23 protein-coding genes are annotated in these 24,441 nt (G+C 51.1%); 7 read left to right on the forward strand and 16 right to left on the reverse strand.

Going from position 1 to position 24,441, the window contains the following annotated elements; genetic code table 11:
* Nucleotides 1-191 precede the first annotated feature (191 nt).
* From EHT25_RS17885 to EHT25_RS17920, 8 genes are all read right to left on the reverse strand, one after another.
* Complete coding sequence (locus EHT25_RS17885; protein WP_124876500.1) at nucleotides 192-2,132, reverse strand: pyrroloquinoline quinone-dependent dehydrogenase; 1,941 nt, start codon at nucleotides 2,130-2,132, stop codon at nucleotides 192-194.
* A 170-nt stretch (nucleotides 2,133-2,302) separates the two neighbouring features.
* Complete coding sequence (locus EHT25_RS17890) at nucleotides 2,303-3,496, reverse strand: helix-turn-helix transcriptional regulator (RefSeq protein WP_124876501.1); 1,194 nt, start codon at nucleotides 3,494-3,496, stop codon at nucleotides 2,303-2,305.
* 98 nt (nucleotides 3,497-3,594) lie between these two features.
* Nucleotides 3,595-5,358 (reverse strand): signal peptide peptidase SppA, encoded by a 1,764-nt coding sequence (sppA, locus tag EHT25_RS17895; protein WP_124876502.1) that lies wholly within the window; start codon nucleotides 5,356-5,358, stop codon nucleotides 3,595-3,597.
* A gap of 284 nt (nucleotides 5,359-5,642) precedes the next feature.
* The gene (locus EHT25_RS17900) at nucleotides 5,643-6,263 is read right to left on the reverse strand and encodes an inorganic pyrophosphatase (RefSeq protein WP_124876503.1); all 621 of its coding nucleotides are present in this window, start codon (nucleotides 6,261-6,263) and stop codon (nucleotides 5,643-5,645) included.
* A 78-nt stretch (nucleotides 6,264-6,341) separates the two neighbouring features.
* Nucleotides 6,342-6,728: a four helix bundle protein gene (locus EHT25_RS17905; RefSeq protein WP_124876504.1), complete on the reverse strand. Its 387-nt coding sequence runs from the start codon at nucleotides 6,726-6,728 to the stop codon at nucleotides 6,342-6,344.
* 66 nt (nucleotides 6,729-6,794) lie between these two features.
* Nucleotides 6,795-7,763: a glycosyltransferase family 2 protein gene (locus EHT25_RS17910; RefSeq protein WP_124876505.1), complete on the reverse strand. Its 969-nt coding sequence runs from the start codon at nucleotides 7,761-7,763 to the stop codon at nucleotides 6,795-6,797.
* Nucleotides 7,764-7,866: 103 nt separating this feature from the next.
* Nucleotides 7,867-8,565, reverse strand: a complete 699-nt coding sequence (locus EHT25_RS17915; RefSeq protein WP_124876506.1) for a tRNA1(Val) (adenine(37)-N6)-methyltransferase — start codon at nucleotides 8,563-8,565, stop codon at nucleotides 7,867-7,869.
* Nucleotides 8,566-8,638: 73 nt separating this feature from the next.
* Nucleotides 8,639-9,271: a ribonuclease H1 domain-containing protein gene (locus EHT25_RS17920; protein ID WP_185731406.1), complete on the reverse strand. Its 633-nt coding sequence runs from the start codon at nucleotides 9,269-9,271 to the stop codon at nucleotides 8,639-8,641.
* 358 nt (nucleotides 9,272-9,629) lie between these two features.
* Between EHT25_RS17920 and EHT25_RS17925 the strand changes: the two genes are divergently transcribed.
* Nucleotides 9,630-9,809 carry a hypothetical protein gene (locus tag EHT25_RS17925; RefSeq protein ID WP_124876508.1) on the forward strand — a complete coding sequence of 60 codons (180 nt, stop codon included), beginning with the start codon at nucleotides 9,630-9,632 and terminating at the stop codon, nucleotides 9,807-9,809.
* A 69-nt stretch (nucleotides 9,810-9,878) separates the two neighbouring features.
* Here the strand turns inward: EHT25_RS17925 and EHT25_RS17930 are convergent, their stop codons facing one another.
* The 3 genes from EHT25_RS17930 to EHT25_RS17940 form a co-directional block, all read right to left on the reverse strand.
* A complete protein-coding gene (locus EHT25_RS17930; RefSeq protein WP_124876509.1) occupies nucleotides 9,879-10,067 on the reverse strand; it encodes a hypothetical protein in 189 nt (62 codons plus the stop codon).
* Between the two features lie 238 nt (nucleotides 10,068-10,305).
* Nucleotides 10,306-11,613 carry a UDP-N-acetylglucosamine 1-carboxyvinyltransferase gene (gene murA, locus EHT25_RS17935; protein ID WP_124876510.1) on the reverse strand — a complete coding sequence of 436 codons (1,308 nt, stop codon included), beginning with the start codon at nucleotides 11,611-11,613 and terminating at the stop codon, nucleotides 10,306-10,308.
* Between the two features lie 116 nt (nucleotides 11,614-11,729).
* Entirely contained in the window at nucleotides 11,730-12,530 is an 801-nt protein-coding gene (locus EHT25_RS17940) for a DUF4290 domain-containing protein (protein WP_124876511.1), read from the reverse strand.
* Between the two features lie 118 nt (nucleotides 12,531-12,648).
* Here EHT25_RS17940 and EHT25_RS17945 point away from each other — a divergent pair, with 118 nt between their 5' ends.
* A complete protein-coding gene (locus EHT25_RS17945; protein ID WP_124876512.1) occupies nucleotides 12,649-14,031 on the forward strand; it encodes an MATE family efflux transporter in 1,383 nt (460 codons plus the stop codon).
* 10 nt (nucleotides 14,032-14,041) lie between these two features.
* On the forward strand, nucleotides 14,042-14,539 hold the full coding sequence (locus EHT25_RS17950; protein WP_124876513.1) for a DUF1648 domain-containing protein: 498 nt from the start codon (nucleotides 14,042-14,044) through the stop codon (nucleotides 14,537-14,539).
* 7 nt (nucleotides 14,540-14,546) lie between these two features.
* Here the strand turns inward: EHT25_RS17950 and EHT25_RS17955 are convergent, their stop codons facing one another.
* On the reverse strand, nucleotides 14,547-14,729 hold the full coding sequence (locus EHT25_RS17955; RefSeq protein ID WP_124876514.1) for a hypothetical protein: 183 nt from the start codon (nucleotides 14,727-14,729) through the stop codon (nucleotides 14,547-14,549).
* Nucleotides 14,730-14,895: 166 nt separating this feature from the next.
* Between EHT25_RS17955 and EHT25_RS17960 the strand changes: the two genes are divergently transcribed.
* Entirely contained in the window at nucleotides 14,896-17,895 is a 3,000-nt protein-coding gene (locus EHT25_RS17960; RefSeq protein ID WP_124876515.1) for an FAD-binding and (Fe-S)-binding domain-containing protein, read from the forward strand.
* A gap of 59 nt (nucleotides 17,896-17,954) precedes the next feature.
* Here the strand turns inward: EHT25_RS17960 and EHT25_RS17965 are convergent, their stop codons facing one another.
* On the reverse strand, nucleotides 17,955-18,836 hold the full coding sequence (locus tag EHT25_RS17965) for a hypothetical protein (protein ID WP_124876516.1): 882 nt from the start codon (nucleotides 18,834-18,836) through the stop codon (nucleotides 17,955-17,957).
* 78 nt (nucleotides 18,837-18,914) lie between these two features.
* Here EHT25_RS17965 and EHT25_RS17970 point away from each other — a divergent pair, with 78 nt between their 5' ends.
* Nucleotides 18,915-20,513, forward strand: a complete 1,599-nt coding sequence (locus EHT25_RS17970; RefSeq protein ID WP_229311613.1) for an McrB family protein — start codon at nucleotides 18,915-18,917, stop codon at nucleotides 20,511-20,513.
* A 96-nt stretch (nucleotides 20,514-20,609) separates the two neighbouring features.
* Nucleotides 20,610-21,641: a galactitol-1-phosphate 5-dehydrogenase gene (locus tag EHT25_RS17975; RefSeq protein WP_124876517.1), complete on the forward strand. Its 1,032-nt coding sequence runs from the start codon at nucleotides 20,610-20,612 to the stop codon at nucleotides 21,639-21,641.
* 239 nt (nucleotides 21,642-21,880) lie between these two features.
* Here EHT25_RS17975 and EHT25_RS17980 read toward each other — a convergent pair whose 3' ends face one another.
* Genes EHT25_RS17980 through EHT25_RS17990 form a run of 3 tightly spaced genes read right to left on the reverse strand, consistent with a single transcriptional unit; the run spans nucleotide 21,881 to nucleotide 23,170 of the window.
* Nucleotides 21,881-22,294 carry a hypothetical protein gene (locus EHT25_RS17980; RefSeq protein ID WP_124876518.1) on the reverse strand — a complete coding sequence of 138 codons (414 nt, stop codon included), beginning with the start codon at nucleotides 22,292-22,294 and terminating at the stop codon, nucleotides 21,881-21,883.
* 35 nt (nucleotides 22,295-22,329) lie between these two features.
* A complete protein-coding gene (locus EHT25_RS17985) occupies nucleotides 22,330-22,752 on the reverse strand; it encodes a hypothetical protein (RefSeq protein WP_124876519.1) in 423 nt (140 codons plus the stop codon).
* 4 nt (nucleotides 22,753-22,756) lie between these two features.
* Nucleotides 22,757-23,170 carry a hypothetical protein gene (locus EHT25_RS17990; protein ID WP_124876520.1) on the reverse strand — a complete coding sequence of 138 codons (414 nt, stop codon included), beginning with the start codon at nucleotides 23,168-23,170 and terminating at the stop codon, nucleotides 22,757-22,759.
* A 141-nt stretch (nucleotides 23,171-23,311) separates the two neighbouring features.
* On the opposite strand from EHT25_RS17990, the gene EHT25_RS17995 reads away from it, so the two are divergent.
* Nucleotides 23,312-24,394: a Gfo/Idh/MocA family protein gene (locus tag EHT25_RS17995; RefSeq protein ID WP_124876521.1), complete on the forward strand. Its 1,083-nt coding sequence runs from the start codon at nucleotides 23,312-23,314 to the stop codon at nucleotides 24,392-24,394.
* Nucleotides 24,395-24,441: the final 47 nt, after the last annotated feature.

Consider the following 24,441-nt stretch of genomic DNA (forward strand, 5'->3'; position numbering starts at 1 on the left):
ATTGGAATCGGAGCGACCGGGTGTATTTATAGAGAACCTCATGACGCGAACCGGTAACATCAGCGGTTCCCCTGGCGCTTCGTTATCATAGGTAGGTCGAGTCAAAGGCTTCTGTGACACATATACGAATCGAGTTGACAAATGGTTGCGTTGGTGCGAAAAAAAGATTTCAGAAAAAAACTAACGGTTTTCTAAGGCAACTGATACGCCACCACGTAATCGCCCAGCTTCGTTCCCACTTTCGCGTGTCCCCCGGCGGCAATAACGACGTATTGTTTGCCATTGAGTTGGTAGGTCATCGGTGTTGCCTGCCCTCCTGCGGGCAACGGCACCTCCCACTGCAAACTGCCGTCGCTGGTTTTAAAAGCCCGAAAATGGCCATCCAGCGAAGCCGCTACAAAGATCAGACCGCCCGCAGTGGCAATGGCTCCGCCAAAGTTGATCGAACCCCATTGTTTGGTTTCCGGGTATTTCCGGGGATCGTACATGAAACCCAGCGGCACTTCCCATTCCAGTGCACCTTTCTTGAGGTTGATGGCGGCCAGGGTTCCCCAGGGCGGAGCGGTTTGCATGGCAATGCCCTGCTCATCTTTCGCGAATAGATAACTGCGTTTCATGACGTAAGGCGTTCCCGACTGCATGCCGGTTTCGGCCCGCATCAATTCCTGATCGTTCTGGACCGATTCGGCCAGTTTAGCGCGGGGTATCAGTGTAATAACGGCCGCCAGCCGATTGACATTGGTGATCAGCAAACCGGATTCGGGATCGTAACACATGCCGCTCCAGTTGATGCCCCCCACGTTGCCCGGCGCAATGATTGAACCTTGCAGCGAGGGCGGAGTAAACGGCCCTTGATACTGTAAGGACGCCATCCGTTGCTGGGCAGCGGTTTTGGCTTCCGGAGTGGCGCCCCAGGCTTCCGGTTTTTGCAAGCCCAGGAGTGGGAGGGTAGCCGGAAAAGGCTGGGTAGGATGCGCTTCTTCGCCGGGAATTTTCGATGCCGGTACGGGCCGTTCCTGAACCGGGAGCAACGGGACGCCGGTTTCACGGTGGAGAATAAACACGTGCCCCATTTTGGTCCCTACCGCAACGGCCGGAACGGTTTTTCCGTTTTGGGCAAATGAAAACAACAAAGGTTGAGCGGCATTGTCGTAGTCCCAGATGTCGTGGTGAACCGTCTGAAAGCTCCAGACCACTTTTCCAGTAGAAGCCCGAATGGCAACGATGGAATTGGCATTGGTGTTTTTGCCCAACCGTTCCCCCCCGTAATAATCGGGACTGGGCGAGGTGGTCGGTACAAACACCAGATCGCGTTCGGCATCGGCCGAAATGATCGACCAGGCATTGGCTGCACCGGTTTGCGTGGCGCTGGGGCCTTTCCAGGTTTCGAAACCGGCATCCGTTGGTGTGCGGGGAATCGGGTCCCAACTCCAGCGCAATTTTCCGGTTACGGCATCGTAGGCCCGTACAATCCCCCGCTCGTAATTAAACCGCTGATTGTCACCCATCGACGAGCCAACGACGATCGTGTTTCCGATGACTGCGGGTGGCGAGGTCACGCTGATATTTCCGACGCCCTGCCGCAAATCGACGGTGCCGTCTTTCCCGAAAGAAGAAACGGGCCGGCCGGTTTTGGCATCCAGCGCAATCAATCGACCGTCGAGCGTGGGAATGAGAATCCGTTTGGCCGTGTTACCAGCCGTTTTGTCGCCAACTGCGGGCCAGACTGAAACGCCCCGCGAAGTGACCTCGGAAAGATCCTGCCGTAAATACACCTGGGGATCGTACGACCATTTTGGGGCGCCGGTCGCGGCATCAACCGCAAAAACCCGTGACGAAGGTGTGCTGAAAAACAGTGTTCCGTCGACCATAACCGGAGTGGCCTCAAAGGCGGCTTTTTCGTCGGCGTTTGTGCCTTTGTAGTGCTCCAGTTCGCCAGTTCGGAACGTCCAGGCAACAGTCAACTGCTTGACGTTAGCGGTGTTGATTTGTTTCAACGGCGAAAACCGCATCCCGCCCGGATCATTGCCGTAAGCGGGCCATTCGACAGAACCGCTGTTTGGAGTTTGGCCGTAAACGGAAAAGGCCGAAAAGAGGAAAACAACTGCGCTACACAGAAAGCGAAATTTCATTTCGGAATAAATTAAAGTGGAAAATCGGTTCAATCCAGACAAAACCGGTTTAATCGGAACAGCCAAAGTCAACGACAATGCAGTGAACTCCAGCCGGGCTGTGGATCAGTTTTGAAACCAAAAATCGGGTGTTTGGAAGGAAAAACGCCATTTTCCGATAATCAAGAACTTCAAGCCGACCGGGACGAAGTCGCCGTGGCCCGAAATTGAGCCGGGGTCTGGCTGGTCAGTCGCTTGAATGCCGTATGAAAAGCCGAGCTTGAATTGTACCCGACGCGTTCCGCAATTTCGTCGATTTTTAAGTTGACAGTGGTTGGATTCTGCAACAGTTGCTGTGCTTCGCGGATGCGGTACGTCGCCAGTAAATCAAAAAAGTTCTGCTCCAGCCGGTCGTTCAGCAGTTGGGAGAGGTGGTGGGGGGAGGTGTTGAGCCGCTGCGCCAGCTTGGGTAACGAAAGATCACTTTCGAGGTACGGTTTTTCGTCCTCCATCACCTGCGTCAGCTTTTGCAAAACCGCTTCCTCGACTTCTCCCGACAATGACGATTTTTCGTACTTTTTGCGGGGAGAAGGCAGATCGGTTTCGGGCTCCGCATCAGGCTCTTCTGCGAAAAAATCAGACCCCCGCATGACCAGAAAACTCGTTGTGTAAATGGTCAGCGTGATGTAACAGGCCAAGATATAATCGCCTAAGTCCTCGTAAAATTGCGTTTTGACGGCCGAGCCGAAAATCGGGAAGGTGAGGTTTAACAGCACCAGATTGCGGACCTGCTGCAGACCCGGTTTTGCTTTTCCCCAAAACGGATCGTTATGCTGCCGGAAGGCGTTCCGAAGGGCGATGAACGCCAAAACCGCATAAACCAGGCAGCTTACCATCGTCAGTTCACTGACAATCCCACGCAGGTGGGTAAAATCTTCTTCGATGTAATTTACGTTCGGAACAAAGTCCAATTCCGGGTGATAGGCGCTGATGTAGGAGTTGTATTTAAACGCAACCGACTGGTATATCCAGGTGAACGAGTTCATCAGCCAGATCAGCGCAGGCAGTAAATGCCATTGCCAGTACGCAGGAAGTCGTTTTTGTAATCGGGCAAAAACGAAAAAATAAAAAAGTGGCCCCAGCGTAAAGTTAACCGGTTCCGAAAAATCGACCAGCCAAAGCACCTGAAACATGTAGTTGGTGTAGCACAGGAATATTTCGGCAATAATGGCTGAAAGTCCCAGCATGAACCAGCCGATACATCGGTTGGTCAGGTTTTGTCCTCTCGATCCGGTCAGGAAAAAAATACCCAGAAACAGCCCCTGAGCAACTCCCAGCAGAATGATCAGCGCAAATAAATCCAGATAAACCGGGAGTATTTTCATAAGACGGGAACAATGCGTTGGCTAAGATACAAAAAGACCCGCAAGGTTTTGAAATCTTGCAGGTCTTCACGTTCTCAGGACTTCAATCCGTGGGTACGTTATTTGATGTCCAGTCCAAACGGCAGCCGCGCCTGCGTTCCCTGCATGTTTTTCAACATTTTGAGGTAGTTGACATACGGAGCCAAATCGCCCAGTTTGGCCTGTAATTGCTCGTCTTCGTTGCCCGTGAATGATTTGATCAGTTCTTCAACGGCGTTTTTCTTTTCGGGCGTGTAACGAACGCGGTAATCGCCTTCTTTCAGTTTGGCGGCTTTGGCGGCCAGTTCTACGGCTTTGTCCAAACCGCCCAGCTCATCGACCAGACCGTTGGCCTTGGCCTGAACGCCCGACCACACGCGGCCCGACGCCAGTGCTTTCAGGCTATCGATGGGCAATTTACGACCCTGAGCGGCTTTGCTTGTGAAGATTTCGTACCCCCGGTTGACGCTTTGTTGCAGCACATTTTTTTCGAAATCCGTCATTTCACGGGTAAACGACGGGAAATCGGAGTGCGTGTTGGTTACGACACGGTCGTAGGTGATACCTAATTTGTCTTTGAAGAAACCTTCGGTATTGAACAGCATCCCAAAAATGCCGATGGAGCCCGTAATGGTGTTGGGTTCGGCCACAATCTGACGGGCGCCCATGGCCAGGTAATAACCGCCCGAAGCGGCATAGTCCGACATGGAAGCAATGACCGGTTTTACCTTGTTGGCCAGCACCACTTCGCGCCACATTACGTCCGACGCCAGGGCGCTGCCGCCCGGCGAGTTGACCCGGATCACGATGGCCTTCACTTTTTCGTCCAGCCGGGCTTTCCGGATTTGTTCGGCTACGCGGTCGGAAGCGATGTTGTCGTCGTCTTTTCCGGAAACAATTTCGCCATCGGTTACAATGACGGCGATGCGGTTTTTGATATTTCCTTCCTCGATATACTTCTTGGCGTTTTCGTATTTACTGAGCGAGATAAAGTCGATTTTTTTCTTTTCATCGATTTTCAGCGATTTCCGCATGTCGGCTTCCACTTCGTCGTAATAAGCCACTTTGGTGACCAGTTTGGCCCGCAGCGCATCACCGGCGGTCTGGATCGACAGCTCGTCAGCCAGTTTTTTCAATTCCGGCACCTGCAAGCCGCGGCTTTGGGCCACACTGACCAGAAAATGATTGTTGATGGAATTCAGGAAGGAAGTCGTCTGCGCCTTGTTGGCTTCGCTCATATCTTCCCGGATGAAGGGTTCAACGGCGCTTTTGAACTCACCGACGCGGAAAATAACCGGCTTGATGCCCAGTTTGTCGAAGGTTCCCTTGAAAAACGTATATTCGGCATCCAGGCCATTCCACTCCAACGCTCCGGCAGGATTGAGGTAAATGTTATCGGCTACGGACGCAATGTAATACCCTTTTTCGGTCATCACTTCGCCGTAAGCGACCACAAATTTCTTCGATTTTTTGAAGTCGATCAGGGCGTTCCGGATTTCTTCGAGCGATGCCCAGCCGGTTTGCGGGTATTCCGTCTGCATGTAAACGCCTTTGATGTTCGGGTCCAGTTTGGCGTTGGCCAGAGCCGCTTTCAGGTCGATCAGGCCGATGACATCACCTGACGAATTGATGGGGCCAAAACCGCCGAATGGATTGTCGACGCCAATTTCCTTGATGGGACTGTTCAGGTTGAGTTTCAGAACCGAATTTTCCTTGACGGCCACCTCATCGCCCGATGCCGCCGAAAAAGCCGACCCGATTGCCAGCACCATCAGGAAGGCAACAACCGTAAAAAGCAATAAACCAACGATGGTTGCAAAAACGTATTTAAAAAACTGAAGCATGTTTTGGGTTAACGAATAACGAGTTAGTGAGAGAATCAGACTTTAGACAAGAGATGAAAGACAATAGAATTTCTGATCTCTTTTGTCCCATCTTTTTCGTCTGGCAATGAACTTCATTGTTTCAACAACAATATAACTAACAAAAATAAAAAGGAGACGGCTCCCCATCTCCTTAATTTATGTTGAATGTGACTATTTGCGGGAAGAAAGGAAAGAGAAGCGGAAGGGAGGAAAATGAATTGTCCATTTTTGCCTTCTTCCATTCTTCATTTTATCCATTTTGCTTATTTTGACTGATTCCGTACCAGCAGCCAGTAATCTTCGATGGACCGGCGAATAACTTCGTGGGCTTCATCCCGGCCGTACACATTGACGATCTCGCAGGTCATCGGTTCGCCGGGTAAGTTTTTGTACGTCAGGAAGTAGTGCTTGAGTCGTTGTACGACGCTGTCGGGCAGTTGGTGCATGTCTTCGTACCCCATGTACATGCCATCGCCTTTCAAAACCGCAATGATTTTATCGTCGGCTTCGCCTTTGTCGAGCAACCGGAAACCGCCGATGGGAATGGCTTGCAGAATGATGTTACCGTGCGTAATGGCGTGCTCGCTCAATACACAAATATCGATCGGGTCACCGTCGCCTTTTTCGATTTCGCGCCCCGATTTTTCGCGCGCCAGCGACGCCACCTGCTCGTCGCAATACGTCATCGGAATAAAACCGTACAAGGCCGGGACGATGTTGGAATATTTCTGCGGCCGGTCGATCTTCAGGTAACCGGTTTCCTTGTCAACTTCATACTTCACCGTATCGGTCGGTACAATTTCGATGAAAGCCGTTACTTGTTTAGGCGCGTTTTCGCCAATGGGAATCCCGTGCCAGGGATGTGCTTTAAACTGATTGTTCATACTTTTTTAAAATGAAAGTCTTATCTATGGTTGGTTGATATGGCGTTAAATGGTTAAAAATGGTTGGGTGGTTAGGGGCTATATTTTTAGATGGTCGCGGGTATATTTAATTTCCTGATGGATCAATTTCGGTAGCAGAGACAGGCGGAAATAAATGGAATTGTAGTGTTGGTCATCTATCAGGTTTCTGTTTTTGGCCTTATTAACCGAATCAATGGATTCCCGGAGCGAACCGGATAAGATGAAATAAAACCGTATTTTATCATTTCGTCCGTATCGCCCGTAACCCTCCGCAATATTGGCCGAAAGGCTGTCTAGGGCTCTGACGAACTGTTTTTCGATAGTGTCCTTTGCAAATGGACTCCATTCCATTACCACTTTCCAAACCAGATTGCTCCGATCAAAGGCAACTTTGTAAACTTCTAAATCCGTTACGTCAACGTATTTCGGCTGCTCCGAACCCATTTGTCTACTCAGCTATTTGACCGTTCAACCATTTAAACCATTTTTAACCATCCAGCCATTCAACCATCAAAACCCGGCCCGCTCAGCAATCAGATAATCACCGGTTTTATTCGTTGATTGTCGGACAAGCATTTCGCCCAAAAAGCCCGCCAAAAATAACTGAACGCCCAGAATAATGGCAACCAGGGCCAGGAAAAATAAGGGGTTATCAGTCACATTCCGGTATTTCAGGTGGTTGGCAATGTTATATATTTTTTCACCGATGAGGTAAACCGTGATGACGGTTCCGATAAAAAACGATAGCGTCCCGAAACTGCCGAACAGGTGCATCGGACGACGGCTGAATTTATGAACGAACGCAATGACCAGTAAATCCAGAAAACCGTTGATAAACCGGTTCAGGCCAAACTTGGTTGTGCCGTATTTGCGGGCCTGGTGCTGCACTACTTTTTCACCGATTTTGTGAAAACCGTTCCATTTGGCCACAATCGGTAAATTTCGGTGCATTTCGCCGTACAGATTCATGGATTTGACCACTTGTCGCCGGTACGCTTTGATGCCGGAATTGAAATCGTGCAGATAAACGCCCGAAACCCAGCGCGACACCGCATTGAAAAATTTGGTCGGAATCGTTTTGGTCAGCGGATCATACCGTTTTTGTTTCCAGCCCGAAACCAGGTCAAAGCCATCCACGGTAATCATCCGGTATAATTCCGGAATTTCATCGGGACTGTCCTGTAAATCAGCATCCAGTGTAATTACCACCTGTCCGTTGGCAGCCTGAAAACCGGTTTGCAATGCCGCCGTTTTGCCGTAATTCCGCGTAAACCGAATGCCCCGAACGTTCGGGTTTCGCTCCGAAAGCTGGCTGATGGCCTCCCAGGACCGATCGATGCTGCCATCGTCGATAAACAGAATTTCGTACGTAAACCGCTGTTCGGTCATCACCCGCACGATCCAGTCGTGCAGTTCGGGTAACGATTCGTCTTCGTTGTACAGGGGAATAACGACGGAAATTTGAAGCTTATCGGTCATACATGGCGTTCTAAACACGGCTGAAACAACACTGGGGGCGACGACCTTCCCCATCTGTTCAGGCGCGGTGTTCAGGATTAATTCTTCAAAGGTCGTAAGGATTTTAGAAATTCAGATAAAAAGGTTGCAATAACTCGCGGAATGATTCGGAATACGTTTTTCCGTTCGGTTCAAAAATAGCTAATTCATTGGTTTCGGAAGCTCCGGAATCGCCAAAAGCAAATCCGGCGATCACCCGAAAAACCGGTTTTTGGGCGTTATGCCGAAGATTCAGTTGGCGATAAGGCCTTAAACCGGTTTTTTCGGCGAATGTAATCAACCGTTCCATTTCGAAAGGTGGTAACAAAACCCAGAATTGCCCCTCCGGTTTTAAGAGCCGGTGGACACTGGCTACCAATGCTTCGAAAGGCAGTTCGCCGTTGTGCAGCGCCCGGTTCACCGCCGAATCGGGAGAACGCAGGTGATTGGTGTAGAAAGGCGGATTGCTCCAGATCCGATCAAACGGTTCGGCCGAAAACGCCTGAATGGGAGAATTTACTACCTGAACCCGTTTCGCAAATGGACTATCGTTCACATTATCAATCGCTTGCTGAAAAGCCGCATTGTCAATTTCCACGGCCTCAATTTGGGCGGTCGGATTTCGCTGGGCCGCCATCAGTGCAAGTAAACCCGTTCCCGTACCGATGTCCAGCAAACGACCGCCCAGCCCAACATCCGCGTACGACCCCAGAACGCACGAATCCGTGCAGACCTTCATGGTGGTCCGGTTCTGGTGAATGGTGAATTGTTTGAAGCGAAACAAATTTGCTGGAGTGATGGATGGTGGATAACTGACGATTGACGATTGACGATTGACAATGGTCAATCGTCAATCGTCATTTTCTCCCGAAGTCTGCCGGGTTTTCGCCCCAGTGTTCGGTTTCCCATTTCAGGATTTTATTCAGGAAATTATTGGTTTTCAGCCAGTTTTCGGCTCGGTCAATGAGTTCGAAGAGCGGGGCGTTGCGTGCGGTTTCTTCCAGTTTGGTATTGGCTTTCTTTTTCAGGACCCAACTGATGGCGGTTCGGGAGTCGGAGTAGATGGGCAGGTTGCTGTCGCGTTGTTTCAGCCATGCCAGCGCATGTACGATGGCCAGAAACTCGCCGATGTTGTTCGTGCCGTCGTGATGCGGCCCCTGGTGGAAGAGCAGTTGTTTGGTAGAAGCGTGAACACCCTGGTATTCCATGTCGCCCGTTGCGGTATTCCAGGCGGCATCGACGGCGATGCTGTCGGCAATTGGTTTTCCAACAAACAGCTTTTGTCCTTTGCTCTCTGTTCCCGTTCCTTTACCCTGCAAATGCACATGCGGTTTTTCACCCAGGGCTTTATCGGCCACCGTACGACTGTCAAACGATTTATAGAGTGCGCCGGGAAAATTCTGGATTTGCTCCTGACAGGCCTCCCAGGTGTCGTAAACTCCTTTTTGCCGCCCCTTCCAGACGACGTAATATTTGGGCGATTTCGCCATTATAAATTGGTTGATTACAACGCCAAAGATACAAATTGGCGGGAAGGTGTGTCAATCGTTTGTTGAAGATATAAACCGTAAAAGCTGGAAAATGGCGCATATTTTATCAAAATAAAGCGCAGATAACGTGGCCGTTGGGTAAGAAATTGAAAAAAAAAGGGGTTGTGACGCAACTAAAGTTGGGTTCGAGTCGTATGTACCCCAAATTTGTACCCACAACAACCCACATCGTCGACACCCCTCAATGGAAGTATTTTTTTATAGTGTAATTGGTTTAGCGGTTCTTTATGGCCTTATTCTGTTTGGAATCGTATGGAAGACACAGAAAAAATGTGAATGCACTCATTGCCGGACTGCCATGCACCTGGAACGGACCAACCGGCCGCTGTATGTCCGACGGTTTTACGATTATCTTCCCCTGAAGTTTTTCCGGTGCCGACGCTGCCAGCGTACATTCTATCTCCACAAAGACACCCCCGATTCGGAACCGGAGAGTATGAAGGAAACCGCGCCCAAACCGAAGGCTTCGTACACCTGATCGGCCGTAAAACACTGACGCCCGCTGAATCAGCAGGCGCCAGACGACAGATAAATGGCAGGATAAAAACTACAGAATCGGGTTTTCTTTCATCTGACCGCGAATTAACCGCAGTTTTCGATTCAGATCCCGCAACTCCATCTGGTATTTATGGTAAGTAGTGGGATCATTGTTTTTGAGTACGTCGTTGGTGCTGTACAGTAAAACAGCATTTCGGCGGGCACTGAGCCGCTGGTAGAGTTCGCTGGTAAGGTTCATCGGTTGTTGTTTGGTTAGGAATAGAAAAAAGCCCGGATTTGCCGCGCATCCTGACTATTGTAACTATAACGCTCGTTGCACGGCAAATTACTTACCGTTTATCAGTTCATCGTCGCGCTTATCATATACTACGAAACAAAGTGGGGGATGTACTATCCTGATAAGTAAGTTTTGGCCCTAAAAACAAAAAACCGCCCGCAGAGCGGACGGTTTCACAGACTTCTCTTTTTCCGTTGCTTTATAAGCGTTCGATTTTTGCGCCAATGGCATTCAGTCGGCCGTCGATGTTCTGATACCCCCGGTCGATCTGCTCAATGTTATCGATAATGCTGTCGCCTTTGGCCGAAAGAGCGGCAATCAACAGCGCCACCCCGGCACGTATATCGGGGGACGTCATGCGAATTCCTTTTAGTTGCTGCTGACGGTTGAGGCCGATCACCGTCGCCCGGTGCGGATCGCACAGAATCATCTGCGCACCCATTTCAATCAGTTTATCGACGAAAAACAGCCGGCTTTCGAACATCTTCTGGTGAACCAGCAGCGTGCCCTGCGCCTGAATGGCGGTTACGAGAATAATGCTGAGCAAATCGGGTGTAAAACCGGGCCAGGGAGCGTCGGAAACGGTCATCATGCCGCCATCCAGAAAACTCTCAATCTGGTAGTGTTCCTGAGCCGGAACGAAAATATCATCTCCGCGAAATTCCATCTTGATACCCAGCCGTTTGAAAACATCGGGAATGATACCCAACTGCGGAATCTGGCAGTTTTTGATCGTTATTTCCGACTGCGTCATGGCCGCCAACCCAATGAACGAACCAATTTCGATCATGTCAGGCAACATGGTGTGCTCGGTTCCGCCCAGTTTTTCAACACCCTCGATGGTGAGCAGGTTGGAGGAAATACCGCTGATTTTGGCTCCCATGCGGTTCAGCATCGAGCAAAGCTGCTGTAGATACGGTTCGCAGGCGGCATTATAAATCGTGGTAGTGCCTTCGGCTAAAACCGCTGCCATGACGACGTTGGCGGTTCCGGTTACCGATGCTTCATCCAGCAGCATGTAGGTGCCTTTCAGATGGCTGGCATCGACGTTGAACATGCCGCTCTCTTCGGAGTCATAATTGAATTTTGCCCCGAGTTTTTCAAATCCCAGAAAGTGCGTATCCAGCCGCCGACGGCCAATTTTATCACCTCCCGGCCGAGGAATCCGACCGGTTTTGTAACGCCCTAACATGGGCCCCAGCAACATCACCGAACCACGCAAAGCCGCTGCTTTTTCGCGGTACTGGGCCGTGTCCAGAATGGCAATATCGACCTGATCGGCCTGAAAACGATAGGATGATGCGGCTAGTTGTTGAACTTTTACGCCCAGATCCCCCAGCAGTTCAATAAGTTTATTGACGTCGCGGATGTCGGGAATATTATGAATCGTAACCGGCTGATCGGTCAGCAAAACCGCACACAAAATCTGGAGTGCTTCGTTTTTAGCACCTTGTGGATTGATTTCGCCTTTTAAATGTTGATCACCGGCAATTCGGAAAGATGCCATAATTTAAAATTATGAATGATGAACGATGAATGATGAATTCTGAACGAGCAGTCTGCACCCATGAAGGATGCAAAACTCATCATTCATAACTCATAATTCATAATTCTCAATATTGTTTAACGTCTTTTGCGGTTATTCGGATTGTTATTTCCCCGGAAACGGTCGTTGCGGTGGCCCGAATCGCGGTTGTCGCGGCCGCCGGAGTTGTTATCGCGGTTGCCACGCGGTCCCTGATTCGAGTAAAAATTGTTATTATTCTGGCGATTGCCGGAGGTTTCATTCCGGTTATAAGGCTGGGATGAGCCGTCATTGCGACCGTGTGAAGAACCCTCGTTCCGGCCGTATGAAGGGCCACTGGGGGTACGGCGGGGCGGTTGGTCGCCCGTCCGCTCGCGCGGGGTCGCTTCCACAAAACCGTTGGTGCGAATCGACATGATGTCGGCATGGAGTTTTCCGTTTGCCATCTCGTCGAGGTTCGTCAGGATCGTTTCGTCTTCAACGGCTTCTTTGTTCCAGGTCGAATAGAACGTTTTCATCAACCGGGCCATGTACGATACGAAGGCCAGGCGCTCTTCGGCATCTTCCAGCGAAATGGCTTTGGCAATCAGCAGGTTAATGTTCTGGCCGTAGTGTTTGTAGCGCAAACCGTGGGTATTATACGGAACCGGTTGCGGTTTTTTACCCAGTACATCGGCGGTTGGGGGCGGATAGGGGCTGTCTACGTCCAGTCTGAAATTTGACATGATGTAGAGGTCGTCCCAGAGTTTGTTGTAATAATCCTGATTATCCCGCATGTTGGGATGGATTTGCCGCATCAGTTCTACCAGGATATGCGCGTAGCGGGTGCGCTTCTCGCGGTCTTCAATAGTCTGTAGATGTTCGACTAATTTTTGGATGTTGCTGCCGTACTCTTTCAATCGATGGGGCGTCTAGATAGTGTTCTGACAAAAGTAAGAAAAAAAGCGTTGAACTGGCATCATTCCTTTCGGGATCAATTTACCGGAACAACCGGCAAAAAGTTGCTGTTGAGGGAACATGAAGCAGTGGTATCAAATTTTTAAACCGGAACTGACTAAAACCATCCGACTGGCGATCCCGATTGTGATTGCCCAGCTGGGAGTGGTCCTGATGGGGGTGACCGACAATCTGTTCGTCGGCCGGTTTTTGGGAGCGGTTCCACTGGCGGGTGCTGGCTTGTCGGTATCGCTGGCTTTCCTGGTTTCGAGCATCGGGGTGGGCGGTCTGGCGGTGGGGGCCGCGTTGATCTCGCAGGCCAACGGGCGGGGCAACGCAGCCGAAATCAATCAGTTGTTTCGGGCGGGTTTGCGGGCGGCATGGCTGTTTGGAGTCGTTTTTGGGCTGGTGGGAGCGGGCTACGCCTATTATTACAACCTCTTTGGCCAAACGCCGGAAGTGACGGTCATTGGCCGGAATTTTACGCTCATTCTCAGCTTATCGAACCTGCCGTTGTTTCTCTTTATTGCGGCCCGGCAGCTTTGCGACGGTCTGGCGTATCCGCGCGTTGCCATGTCCATCACCCTGTCGGCTCTGCTGTTGAATGCGGTTTTCAATTATGTACTTATCACCGGAGCGGGGCCGTTTCCGGCGCTCGGCGTGTATGGGTCGGCAGTGGCCACGCTGCTGTCGCGGATTTTTATGGCGGTTGCGGTCATTGCCTACATTCGGCGGGCCACGGTGTTTAAACGGTATTTTCAACCTTCGTTTCGCCAGTTGTCCATCGGCAGTTACACCCGAAAAATTCTGCGACTCGGCTTACCGGGCGGGTTGACCTTTTTCTTCGAAGTGGCCACATTTTCGCTGGCGGCCATGATGGCAGGCTGGCTGGGTGCCAACCAACTGGCGGCTCACCAGATTGCGATCAACATGGCCTCGACGACCTACATGATGGCAACAGGTATTTCGGCTGCCGGCGCCATTCGGGTCGGCAATGCGCTCGGTCGCCGGAACCAGATGGCGGTTCGGCGGGCGGGCGTTGCTGCATTGGTACTGGTAACCGGTTTTATGAGTTTATGTGCGCTGGTTTTCCTGACGGGCAACGATTGGCTGGTAAGTTTGTATCTTCGGGGCAACCCGGAAGTGGCAAGTCTGGCGGCAACGCTGGTCGTAATGGCCGGTTTTTTCCAGTTATCGGACGGGGTTCAGGTGGTCGGCATTGGGATGTTACGGGGATTGTCCGATGTCAATGTTCCAACCATTATATCGTTATTTGCCTACTGGATCATCGGTTTGCCAATGAGTTATATCTTTGGTTTTTGGCTGCATTTCGACGTGGCCGGTATCTGGATGGGTTTGCTGGCGGGTCTAACCATGGCCGCCCTTTTATTGCCCATGCGGTTTTTCAGGCTGGTACGTCAGATCAGGCCGATGGATACGGAAGAACGAATTTACACGCATTGACTGGTCTAAAATGAAATCACTGTTTTCGACGTCGGTTCCACCGGCAGAGCGGTTTTTGAACGCACTGACTCTATTGTTCTTGATCGGGCAGCTTGCCCTGATTATCGGGTATTATCCCCAATTGCCCGAAACGATTCCGGTTCATTTTGGCCTCGAAGGCAAACCGGATCGGTGGGGAGGCCGAGGTAATTTGTTGGTTGTACCGGCCATCTCCACTTTTTTGTACCTGCTATTTTGGGGAGTTCGCCAGATTCCGGCTGATTTTTACAACATGCCCGCGCCACTCACCCCCGAAAATCGGGAGCGACAGGTCCGGAACTCGCACGAAATGATGGCCATGACGACGGTTGTCATCATGATTTTTATGCTATGGACGCTCTGGGACTGGGCGCGCTCGGCGGCCAATGCCCAACTGGTGCGGAGCAAACTTGTTCCGATGATTTTTTTGGGCGTGTCGCTGGCGGGAACTTTCATTTACTACATCCGACGGGGCTACTCCCTGAAATAATGGGTGCCTACGTCGCGTCTTTCGTACCCCGGATCAGACTGATGCCGGAAAAGAAGAAAATACCGCCCATGATGAGATAAACCCAGGATGCCCGGGCGACACCACCGCTGGTGAGATCCATTCCCCCGTAAATCAGCCCCACCAGTCCGGCTAATGTCAATAAGATACCAAAAATGCTTTTGACGCTCATAATCTGTTGAAGTAATTGGTTTGTAGGCTATAAACTGTTTTGGACCCAAATTGTCTGTGATGAACGCCCGATCTTTTTTTGCGAGGGGGCAGCTGCCCGCTGATTTTGTTTTTTTTCGGTAAATTCGTACCTAATTTCGCCGGTTCCCAGACCGGATAAACCCTTTATGTTTAAAATTCCTGCCCCTACGTTCTCACCGCTCGTGCAGTCGTTCGATGGTGAAATCTACTTTGATCAATCCCCCGAACACGAAGCCATGCGGCTTCTTTACGCCACGGATGCCTCGGTTTACCAGGAAAAACCGCTCGCTGTTGCCATTCCGAAAACCGTTGAAGACATCAAACGATTGGTGCGGTTTGCCCGCCAACACCACACATCCCTGATTCCCCGGGCCGCCGGAACTTCGTTGGCCGGGCAGGTGGTCGGCGGTGGCATCGTGACCGATTGTTCCCGGTATTTTACGAACGTGCTGGAAATCAATCCGCAGGCGCATTGGGTGCGGGTTCAGCCGGGTGTCATTCGCGATGATTTGAATGCGGCTCTGAAACCACACGGGCTGATGTTCGGGCCGGAAACCTCGACAGCCAGCCGGGCGATGGTTGGTGGCATGATCGGGAACAATTCCTGCGGGTTACACTCGATTGTCTGGGGCAGCACGCGCCACCACTTACTGGAAGTCCGGGCGATTCTGAGCGATGGTGCCGAAGTGACGTTCAAAAGTTTGAGTGTTGAGGAGTTTAACCAGAAATGCCGGGGCGAAAATGTCGTCAGTCCGCTCGAGCAACGGCTCTATCAGCAAATTCAGGAAGCATTGGGTAATCCGGAAACGCAACAACAGGTTCGCGACGGTTTTCCCAAACCGACCATCACCCGTCGAAATACCGGTTACGCCCTCGATGCCTTGCTGCCGTTTTTTGAGCAAAACGCCGATGGGCGGTTTAATTTTTGCCAACTGATTGCGGGTTCGGAAGGCACGCTCTGCTTTATTACGGAAGCCAAACTGAATCTGCTGCCGTTGCCGCCGAAAAAAAGTGCGCTGGTTTGCGCCCACTTCATCACCATCCGGCAGTCGCTGGAAGCCAATCTGGTCGCGCTGGAACATGCCTGCTCGGCGTCTGAACTGGTCGATGATTACATTTTACAATTAACGAAAGGCAATATTGAGCAGGCCAAAAACCGCGATTTCGTCGAGGGTGACCCCAAAGCGGTTTTGATGATCGAGTTTTTCGACGACACCGTTGAAGCCGTTACCTTGAAAGCCAACCGGCTCATTGCGGCTTTGCGCGAAAAGGAATTAGGCTATGCCTACCCGGTTTTGTACGGCGAAGAAGCCGTGAAAGCCTGGAATTTGCGGAAGGCTGGCTTGAGCATTATGTACAACATTCCGGGCGACGACAAACCGGCCAACCTCATTGAAGACTGCGCCGTCGACGTCCGCGACCTGCCTGATTACATCGACGAACTGGATCATATGGCCGCCGAAAAACACGGCCTGACGCTCGAATATTCGGCCCACGCCGGAGCGGGTGAACTCCATGTGTTGCCATTAATCAACCTCAAATCGAACGAAGGGCGACTAAAATTCCGGGCGTTGCTGGCCGATACGGCCGCTCTGGTGAAAAAATACGGCGGTTCGCTGTCGGGCGAACACGGTGACGGACGGCTCCGGGGCGAATTCATTCCGTTCATGATTGGGGAGTCGAATTTTCAACTGGTGCAGGATGTCAAGCAAACCTGGGATCCGCAGCGCATCTTTAATCCGGGCAAGATTGTCGATACGCCCCCAATGAACGAATTTCTGCGGTATGAACCGGAGCAGAAACCCGTACAGATCGACACCATTTTCGATTTTTCGGCGGAAGAAGGAATCCTGAATCTAGCCGAAAAGTGCAGTGGATCAGGCGATTGTCGAAAAACCGCCGTTACCGGCGGAACAATGTGCCCGAGCTATATGGCCACCCGTCGGGAGCGCGACACCACGCGGGCGCGGGCCAATATTCTGCGCCAGTTTTTAACCCATTCCGACAAGCCGAACCAATTTGATCATGCCGAAATCAAGGAGGTGATGGACCTGTGTCTGTCGTGCAAAGGCTGCAAGTCCGAATGTCCGTCGAGCGTAGACATCAGCCGGATGAAGGCGGAGTTTTTGCAGCATTATTACGATGCCAACGGCGTTCCCCTTCGCTCCCGGCTGATCGGAAATTTTACCAAACTGATGTCGCTGGCGAGCCTGGCGCCCTGGGCTTACAACGGTATTTACGATACCCCCGCCCTTCGCCGGATTGCCAACCGGATGGCCGGTTTTCACCCGGAGCGAACCATGCCGGAACTGGCGGGAACGACATTGAGAAAATGGTTTGAAAGGAGGAGAGCAGGAGAGCAGGAGGGGAGGAAAGCGGTGGAGTCATCCTTACTCCCTTTTTCCTTTCCTCCGTTCTCCAAGGTTTACCTTTTTTGCGATGAATTCACCAATTACAACGACGTTGAAGTCGGAATAAAAACCGTTCAGCTGCTGGAACGACTGGGTTATGAGGTAGTCATTCCCGATCATCTGGAAAGTGGGCGGACGTATTTGTCGAAAGGATTGGTGCGCGATGCGCAGAAGATTGCGATCGAAAATGTAAACCGGCTCAAAGAATTGGTGACGGACGAAGCGCCACTGATTGGGATCGAGCCGTCCGCCATTCTGGGCTTCCGGGATGAGTACGTGGATCTGGTGCCGCAATCGCTCAAGGCGTCGGCGCAGCATTTGGCTAAAAATGCCTTACTGGTCGATGAATTCATTGCGCAGGAAATCGATCGGGGACGGATTTCAAAAACCGCTTTTACAACCGAAAAACGACTGATCAAGCTGCACGGCCACTGTCATCAGAAAGCCATTGCGTCAATGGTGCCGACGAAGAAAATGCTTTCGTTGCCCGAAAATTATGAAGTACAGTTAATCCCGTCGGGCTGTTGCGGGATGGCGGGTTCATTTGGCTACGAAAAAGAGCATTACGAGTTGTCGATGCAGGTGGGCGAACTGGTGTTGTTTCCGGCAGTCCGGCAGCAACCCGCTGACGTTCTGATTGCCGCTCCGGGAACCAGTTGCCGGCACCAGATCAAAGACGGAACGGGTCGGGTTGCCCAACATCCGGCTGTTATTTTGTATGAGGCATTGGTATGAAAAAGGAGTTGTTTTGCAGAGTTTTTTTCTCCGCTCAACTCCGCGAAACAACTCCTTTTTCACTCGATGCAGTTGTATTTTAACGTTTGCTGGTAATATTCATCCTTCGGAAAGGAATCACCGGGGATGGTGATGCGGGTGTGCTGGGTCGAACGGACCGGGTTGAAATTGCTGTCGAAATCGGTTGTAAATTGAGTCAGTTCGCGCCGGGAAGTCGTGCCATTCGTGGAAACTATTTCGTGGGTAACGGACTTAGAGTCATACCGTTGTAGGTACTGGGCCGCATTGGATTCAGAATGATTCGTCAAGGCTAGCAGCGTCAGAACGATGGCCTGATTGGTATCGTAATAGGGTGAATGATTTTGCGCATCTTGCTCAAAGGTAAATTCTTCCTCCGTACGTGAACCGTCTTTGTAGCCGTTCTGGACCGTTTGGGAAACGATGTCCTGGGTATTTCCCGCAATTTCCTGGTACGAAAACTGAAACGTTCGACTGGCGATGAACGAATTGGTAGGCAGCATAACCCGCGTTTCAACGACCCGGATGAGCCGGACCGACCGGTTTTCCGATGCGTAAAAAAGCGAAAATACCGTTTGCTCTTTATCGTTGATTAGAAAGGATGCTTTCTCGATCCGTTCGTATTTATCGTATTCGAGACTCAGGACGGTGGAATTGTCGGCAGTGTAGGCCGTTGCCACTTTCCCGCCAATATACCGAAAATAAAAGGCAGTGGATTGATCCGGCGTCTGATCCTGATAGTAGGTTAACTGGCCCCTTTCGTAGGCAAACGATTGTCGGCTAATTTCTTGTAAACCAGTGCTTTTTTGTTGAAACCGGGTCATTTCAGTGACCAGGCACACCTGATCGGAAGGAGTGGGGTCATTGAGTGTACAAGCTACCAGCAACACGGCCAACCCCCCGAAGCTAAACCATTTTTTCATATGCAAGACGCCCTAATCAACAACTGAATTGCCAAAATACGAACTATTTGCTAAAATGTAGTAGCTTCGGTAGGCAGGATGCCCAACAAGATCATGACCCTGACCCAACAACGACACCAATTAATTGAAAAATTACGGACCATCGATCAGCCGGAAGCAACCCGAAAGTTTTTTGGATTGCTCAAGGAACTGATCGAAACGGTGAATCTACCCAACGGTGATGCGCGGCTGGCGTTTGTCGTCGATCGGGACCGGAAGGGCATCTCGGCGCAGATCAACTTTTTTCTGGCATTGCGGTTATTCCGGCCGCGTCAGGGCGAGATCGAATACTGGCTAACGGTTAAGAAAGCTTGCCGTGACCGGATCGAATCCATCGCCGAGATCGATGTGATTCCGTTGTCGGAAAAATCAGATTACATCTCCGTTGTTATCGGACAATCGTCGGATCATTTGCTGAACCATCCGGTTTTGCGGAGTTGCTGGGAAGACTGCCTGATGGAACTGCTGGTAACCACCAAACGCGGTCCGCATATGGCCAGCCATAACCCGGTTATTTACCAGGCGGCTGATGATGAAGCCAGCCGCGGAGAAATCCTGACGGCTCTCTTGCGCCCAGATCAGACCGCCGATGAGTGGAGTGGGGTAGAGGAAGAACCGGAGGTTTATGAAAAAACCGTTCCTGCCCGGCCACCCATTCCGCAGAATTACATTCTGTACGGTCCTCCGGGCACAGGCAAGTCGTTCGAATCCAGCCAATTGAGCCAATACTATGCGGCCGAATGGATTACGTTTCATCCGTCGTTTGGTTACGAAGAATTCATCGAGGGCATCCGCCCCGAAACCCGGGGTGGGCAGATCAGCTACAAAGTGGGCAAGGGTATTTTCTATAAATCCTGCCTGGCCGCGCTTCAGCAAGCCGGTTATGCCACTATGGCCGACTGCCTGAACGATTCGCCGGAAAACCGCCAGCAGAAAATGGCGCAGGCCGACGCCCAGTTGCTGATCATCGACGAAATTAACCGGGCCAATATTTCCAGGGTTTTTGGGGAATTAATCACGTTGATCGAACCGGATAAACGACTGGGCGCGCCAAATGAGTTGTGGTTAACATTGCCGTATTCGCAGGAGCGGTTTGGAGTTCCGGCCAATCTCTTTATTGTGGCTACCATGAACACCGCCGATCGTTCCATTGCCTTGCTGGACATTGCGCTACGTCGCCGGTTTCATTTCCGGGAGATGTTGCCCGACCCGTCGCTGCTTGCTCCGGTCAACGGGGTCGATCTGGGGGAATTGCTCCGAATTATAAACGAACGAATTGAATACCTGTACGACCGCGATCACCTGATTGGCCATGCGTATCTGATGAACATCCAGTCGCACGAGGAGCTTTGCGATGCTTTCCGTGACCGGATTATTCCCCTGTTGCAGGAATATTTTTACAACGATTGGCGTAAAATCCAGTTCGTACTGGGCGACAACCCCGGCTGGGGAAAATCACCGGAGCAAAAGCTGATTCGGGTAAAAAAGCAATATCGACCTGCGCTCACCAAAGAATTATTCGGCGAAGAACCGGATGATCTGACGGAAGTGGTCACCTTCGAAATCAACCCGGATCTGCTCCGACGAAACTACGGCCAGGTGCCCAGCGAAGTATTTATCTCTATTTATCAAAAATAATGACGTATCCGTGGACGAAAGTTCATGTTTTTGTGTTACCCTTTTCTGTTCACCACAAAAACTGTGGAATTTAATTCTGCGGGCCCGTCAAAAATTATGAAAGCTCTCGTCCTAACTGAGTACAAACACTTTGAATTACAAGACCTTCCACGCCCCCAACCCGGCCCGACCGATGTGCTGGTGAAGGTTCAGGCCGTAGGTATTTGCGGCAGCGACGTCCACGGTATGGATGGCAGCAGTGGCCGACGGATTCCACCCATCGTCATGGGACACGAAGCTTCGGGCATTGTCGTCGAAACCGGTGCTAGTGTCAAAAATTGGCACATCGGTGATCGGGTTACGTTCGATTCAACCGTTTATTCCCTGGATGATTGGTACAGCCGGCGGGGGCAATACAACCTCAGCGATGGTCGTGAAGTGCTGGGCGTTTCGACCCCGGATTTCCGGCGTCAGGGCGCATTTGCCGAATTTGTCGTTGTGCCACAGCACATTCTTTACCAGATTCCCGACAATGTCAGCTACACCCAGGCCGCTTTGGTCGAACCGGTGGCCGTTGCCTTGCACGCCCTCAGTCTGACGCCCATTCAGGTGAACGATTCCGCGGTGGTGGTCGGTGCGGGCATGATCGGTTTGTTCGTCATTCAAGCCCTGAAACTGGCCGGATGCAGTTCGATTATCGCGGTTGATCTGGACGACGACCGCCTGGCGCTGGCGCTCAAACTGGGTGCTACGGTGGCGATCAACGCCGGTCGGCAGGACGTAACGGCCGAAGTCCAGGCCCTGACCCACGGACGCGGAGCCGATGTTTCCTTTGAAGTAGTTGGGATTGCTCCGGCGGTAAAAACCGCCATCGATTGCGTTCGGAAAGGAGCCACAGTAACGCTGGTAGGCAATCTGGCCAAAACCGTTGAAATGTCGTTGCAGGCCGTAGTGACCCGTCAGTTGCGGTTACAGGGTTCCTGTGCCATCAACGGTGAATACGAAGCCGCGCTGGAACTGATTTCTTCCGGTAAAATTAACGTCGAAGCCATTTTGAGCGCAGAAGTGCCACTCGACGAAGGTGCCAGCTGGTTTCAGCGGTTATACGAAAAAGAAAAAGGGCTGATCAAGGTGGTGTTGAAGCCGTAACAGTCTTCATCTTACGACATATACTTCGCTATTCACTATTCGTTATTCAGGGTTCGATATTTGGAGGTTTGGATAGGAACACGGATTAGGCGGATTGAACCGATCAAAACGGATTTTAATCTGCGCGAATCCGTTCAATCCGCCTAATCTGTGTTCCTGTCCAAAAGTTTAAACAGCTTTATTATTTAGCACAAAACACCGAATAACGAATAGTGAATCGCGAAGTTAAAAGCTGTATACTACGGAGTTGCCTCATAACGAATTGAAAAGGCTGAACCAGCACTGTTCCAGAAATCAAGTACGAGCTCGGTATCACTGAGCGACAGGATGTGGAGTTCCGAAACGGCGACACAACTTACATTGGCACATGGGCCAGTCGTACCGATTTTAACTACTTTCAAAATCTTCTTTTGCCGGTCTAATTGAACGGGAGAACAGCAAGTCATGGACCGGTTTTCGTATAAAACGGTTCCATCGGCCACAAATTCAACGACTTCCTGTGGGGTAAGTTCCCGCCAGTCCTTTCCGTTTTTGCCAATTTCCACGGATTTCCAACGTTTGTAGAACTGATCGGAGGGCGCAACATAGTGCCTCGATTCATCGCAGGCCAGCGCAATAAATGCCGTAAGGAGGAGGGAAAGGGCGGTTTTCATGACCGGTTTCAATGGTTAGGAAAAAAGGGTTTGTATCACTTCGCCGGTTTGTACTTCAAAAAACCATTGCTGACCGGACTGTTGTTCCCCAAAATTGATTCAATAACCAGCTCATGGGTGGTTAAGGATACAATTCTTAGTTCTGAGGGCGAGGCACAATCGACGTACTCGCAACCGGGACCTGAATAGGTTTGAGTCACCTTCAGCACGTCCGACTTCCGGTCTACCTGAACCGCAGCACAACAGGGCGGATTCGGCTTTTCGTAGCGAATGCTGCCGTCGATACGGAACTCAATAAAGGACTCATCCGTGACGGTTCTCCAGGCACTATTGTTGCCTTTATACTCGATCAGCTTCCAGTTTTGGTACAACGGGTCTAAAAGCAAGGTGTCCGGCTCCGATTTTTTGCAGGATAGTACAATGCACAAAGTAAGCAGTAGATAACCAAGGGTTTTCATAGCATTAATTCATTAAAATGTACTTCATACTGACATGTCCATTTAGATTGGTGTACTCATAAACACTGTCCAGAATCAGCTCGTTAGCCGTCAGCGAAACAATCTGGTAGGCCGACAATTTCACACAAAGTGCCTCTGGACAGGCATAAATTTGGGTAACTTTTAACGTATTCAGTTGACGATCGACTTGAACAGGGGAACAACAAGGTCTTCCATTTGTATGGTTTAAAATACGGCCATTGGGTCGAAACTCAATCACGGACTGGTAAGAAGCGGTTTCCCAATCTCCCGTGCGGCTTTTAGTCTCAATCAGCTTCCACTTTCGGTAAAGCGGGTCCGCAGTGACTGGATCCTGGTCAAGTTGTTTACAGGAAAGCACAGTGATCAAAATAAGGCAGAACAGAACCAGTTGTTTCATGACTTTCCTACATTTGTAGACTAGGAGCCGTTTTGCGGGGAAATCGTTGGAATGGCTTTTTAATAATCAATACTTGATTTTGTAAACCCTGAATTCACTGCATTTCTCTCCCGAATCGCAGCATTAATTTAAACGACTAACATGCCCAAAACCCTCAACATTGCCTTAATCGGACCCGGTAAAGTTGCCCACAATCACGCCCGGGCAGTTCTTGAAACCCCTGATACCAAACTCGTTGCCATTTACGGCCGCAATCACACCAAAGCCGACGAATTTGCCAACCAATACGGTATCAATGCGTACTCCGACATCTACGACATGGTCGATCGCGAGAATGTGGACATCTGCATCGTCTGCACTCCGCACCCGGCCCACCGCGTCGTAACCGTGGCGGCTTTGGAAGCCGGGGCCAATGTGCTGGTCGAAAAACCGCTGGCTTCCTCGCTCGAAGACTGCGACGCCATGATCGAAGCCGCCCGGAAAGCCAACCGGCAACTCGCCGTGGTGAGCCAGCGCCGGTTTTACGAACCGTGTATGCGGATGCGGCAGGCCATCGACGACGGAAAAATTGGAAAACCGGTGCTCGGCATGGCCCAGTTATTCGGCTGGCGCAGCGAAGAATACTACCGCAGCGACCCCTGGCGCGGTTCGTGGGAACACGAAGGCGGGGGCGTACTGGTCAACCAGGCACCGCACCAACTGGATTTGCTGCTATGGTACATGGGCGAAATGGAAGAGGTCTACGGCGTTTGGGCTAATTTGAATCATCCGGATATCGAGGTGGATGACACGGCGGTGGCCATCGTTCGGTTTAAAAATGGCGGGATCGGCAACGTCATCGTCAGTAACTCGCAAAAACCGGGGCTGTACGGTCGGGTTCACATCCACGGACAAAACGGTGCCTCGGTTGGCGTGCAGACCGACGGCGGTTCGATGTTCATTGCGGGCATGACGTCCATTCAGGATGCGCCCTACAACGACATCTGGTCGGTGCCGGAGGAAGCCGATCAGCAGCCGGTCTGGAAAGCCGAAGACGATGCGGTTTTCAACAGTGTCGACTCGTCCAGCCATTATTTTTCGCGCCAACTGGCGGATTTTTGCCAGGCGATCAACGAGGGCCGAAAACCGCTCGTCACGGGCGAAGAAGGCCGGAAAGTGGTTGCTCTGTTCGAGGCCATTTATGAATCAACGCGCACCAATCAGCCCGTTCGATTGAGTTCTTAGCCGGTTTTCAACAAAATCCGATGCGTATACGTTTTGCCTATAACTCA

Source organism: Larkinella rosea (genome assembly GCF_003858635.1).
Lineage (GTDB): Bacteria > Bacteroidota > Bacteroidia > Cytophagales > Spirosomataceae > Larkinella > Larkinella rosea.

Bases quoted from the DNA above. Each gene is read 5' to 3' on its own strand.
- EHT25_RS17885 (WP_124876500.1), bottom strand. From the start codon at position 2,132: ATGAAATTTCGCTTTCTGTGTAGCGCAGTTGTTTTCCTCTTTTCGGCC.
- EHT25_RS17890 (WP_124876501.1), bottom strand. From the start codon at position 3,496: ATGAAAATACTCCCGGTTTATCTGGATTTATTTGCGCTGATCATTCTG.
- sppA (WP_124876502.1), bottom strand. From the start codon at position 5,358: ATGCTTCAGTTTTTTAAATACGTTTTTGCAACCATCGTTGGTTTATTG.
- EHT25_RS17900 (WP_124876503.1), bottom strand. From the start codon at position 6,263: ATGAACAATCAGTTTAAAGCACATCCCTGGCACGGGATTCCCATTGGC.
- EHT25_RS17905 (WP_124876504.1), bottom strand. From the start codon at position 6,728: ATGGGTTCGGAGCAGCCGAAATACGTTGACGTAACGGATTTAGAAGTT.
- EHT25_RS17910 (WP_124876505.1), bottom strand. From the start codon at position 7,763: ATGACCGATAAGCTTCAAATTTCCGTCGTTATTCCCCTGTACAACGAA.
- EHT25_RS17920 (WP_185731406.1), bottom strand. From the start codon at position 9,271: ATGGCGAAATCGCCCAAATATTACGTCGTCTGGAAGGGGCGGCAAAAA.
- EHT25_RS17925 (WP_124876508.1), top strand. From the start codon at position 9,630: ATGCACCTGGAACGGACCAACCGGCCGCTGTATGTCCGACGGTTTTAC.
- EHT25_RS17930 (WP_124876509.1), bottom strand. From the start codon at position 10,067: ATGAACCTTACCAGCGAACTCTACCAGCGGCTCAGTGCCCGCCGAAAT.
- murA (WP_124876510.1), bottom strand. From the start codon at position 11,613: ATGGCATCTTTCCGAATTGCCGGTGATCAACATTTAAAAGGCGAAATC.
- EHT25_RS17945 (WP_124876512.1), top strand. From the start codon at position 12,649: ATGAAGCAGTGGTATCAAATTTTTAAACCGGAACTGACTAAAACCATC.
- EHT25_RS17950 (WP_124876513.1), top strand. From the start codon at position 14,042: ATGAAATCACTGTTTTCGACGTCGGTTCCACCGGCAGAGCGGTTTTTG.
- EHT25_RS17955 (WP_124876514.1), bottom strand. From the start codon at position 14,729: ATGAGCGTCAAAAGCATTTTTGGTATCTTATTGACATTAGCCGGACTG.
- EHT25_RS17960 (WP_124876515.1), top strand. From the start codon at position 14,896: ATGTTTAAAATTCCTGCCCCTACGTTCTCACCGCTCGTGCAGTCGTTC.
- EHT25_RS17965 (WP_124876516.1), bottom strand. From the start codon at position 18,836: ATGAAAAAATGGTTTAGCTTCGGGGGGTTGGCCGTGTTGCTGGTAGCT.
- EHT25_RS17970 (WP_229311613.1), top strand. From the start codon at position 18,915: ATGCCCAACAAGATCATGACCCTGACCCAACAACGACACCAATTAATT.
- EHT25_RS17975 (WP_124876517.1), top strand. From the start codon at position 20,610: ATGAAAGCTCTCGTCCTAACTGAGTACAAACACTTTGAATTACAAGAC.
- EHT25_RS17980 (WP_124876518.1), bottom strand. From the start codon at position 22,294: ATGAAAACCGCCCTTTCCCTCCTCCTTACGGCATTTATTGCGCTGGCC.
- EHT25_RS17985 (WP_124876519.1), bottom strand. From the start codon at position 22,752: ATGAAAACCCTTGGTTATCTACTGCTTACTTTGTGCATTGTACTATCC.
- EHT25_RS17990 (WP_124876520.1), bottom strand. From the start codon at position 23,170: ATGAAACAACTGGTTCTGTTCTGCCTTATTTTGATCACTGTGCTTTCC.
- EHT25_RS17995 (WP_124876521.1), top strand. From the start codon at position 23,312: ATGCCCAAAACCCTCAACATTGCCTTAATCGGACCCGGTAAAGTTGCC.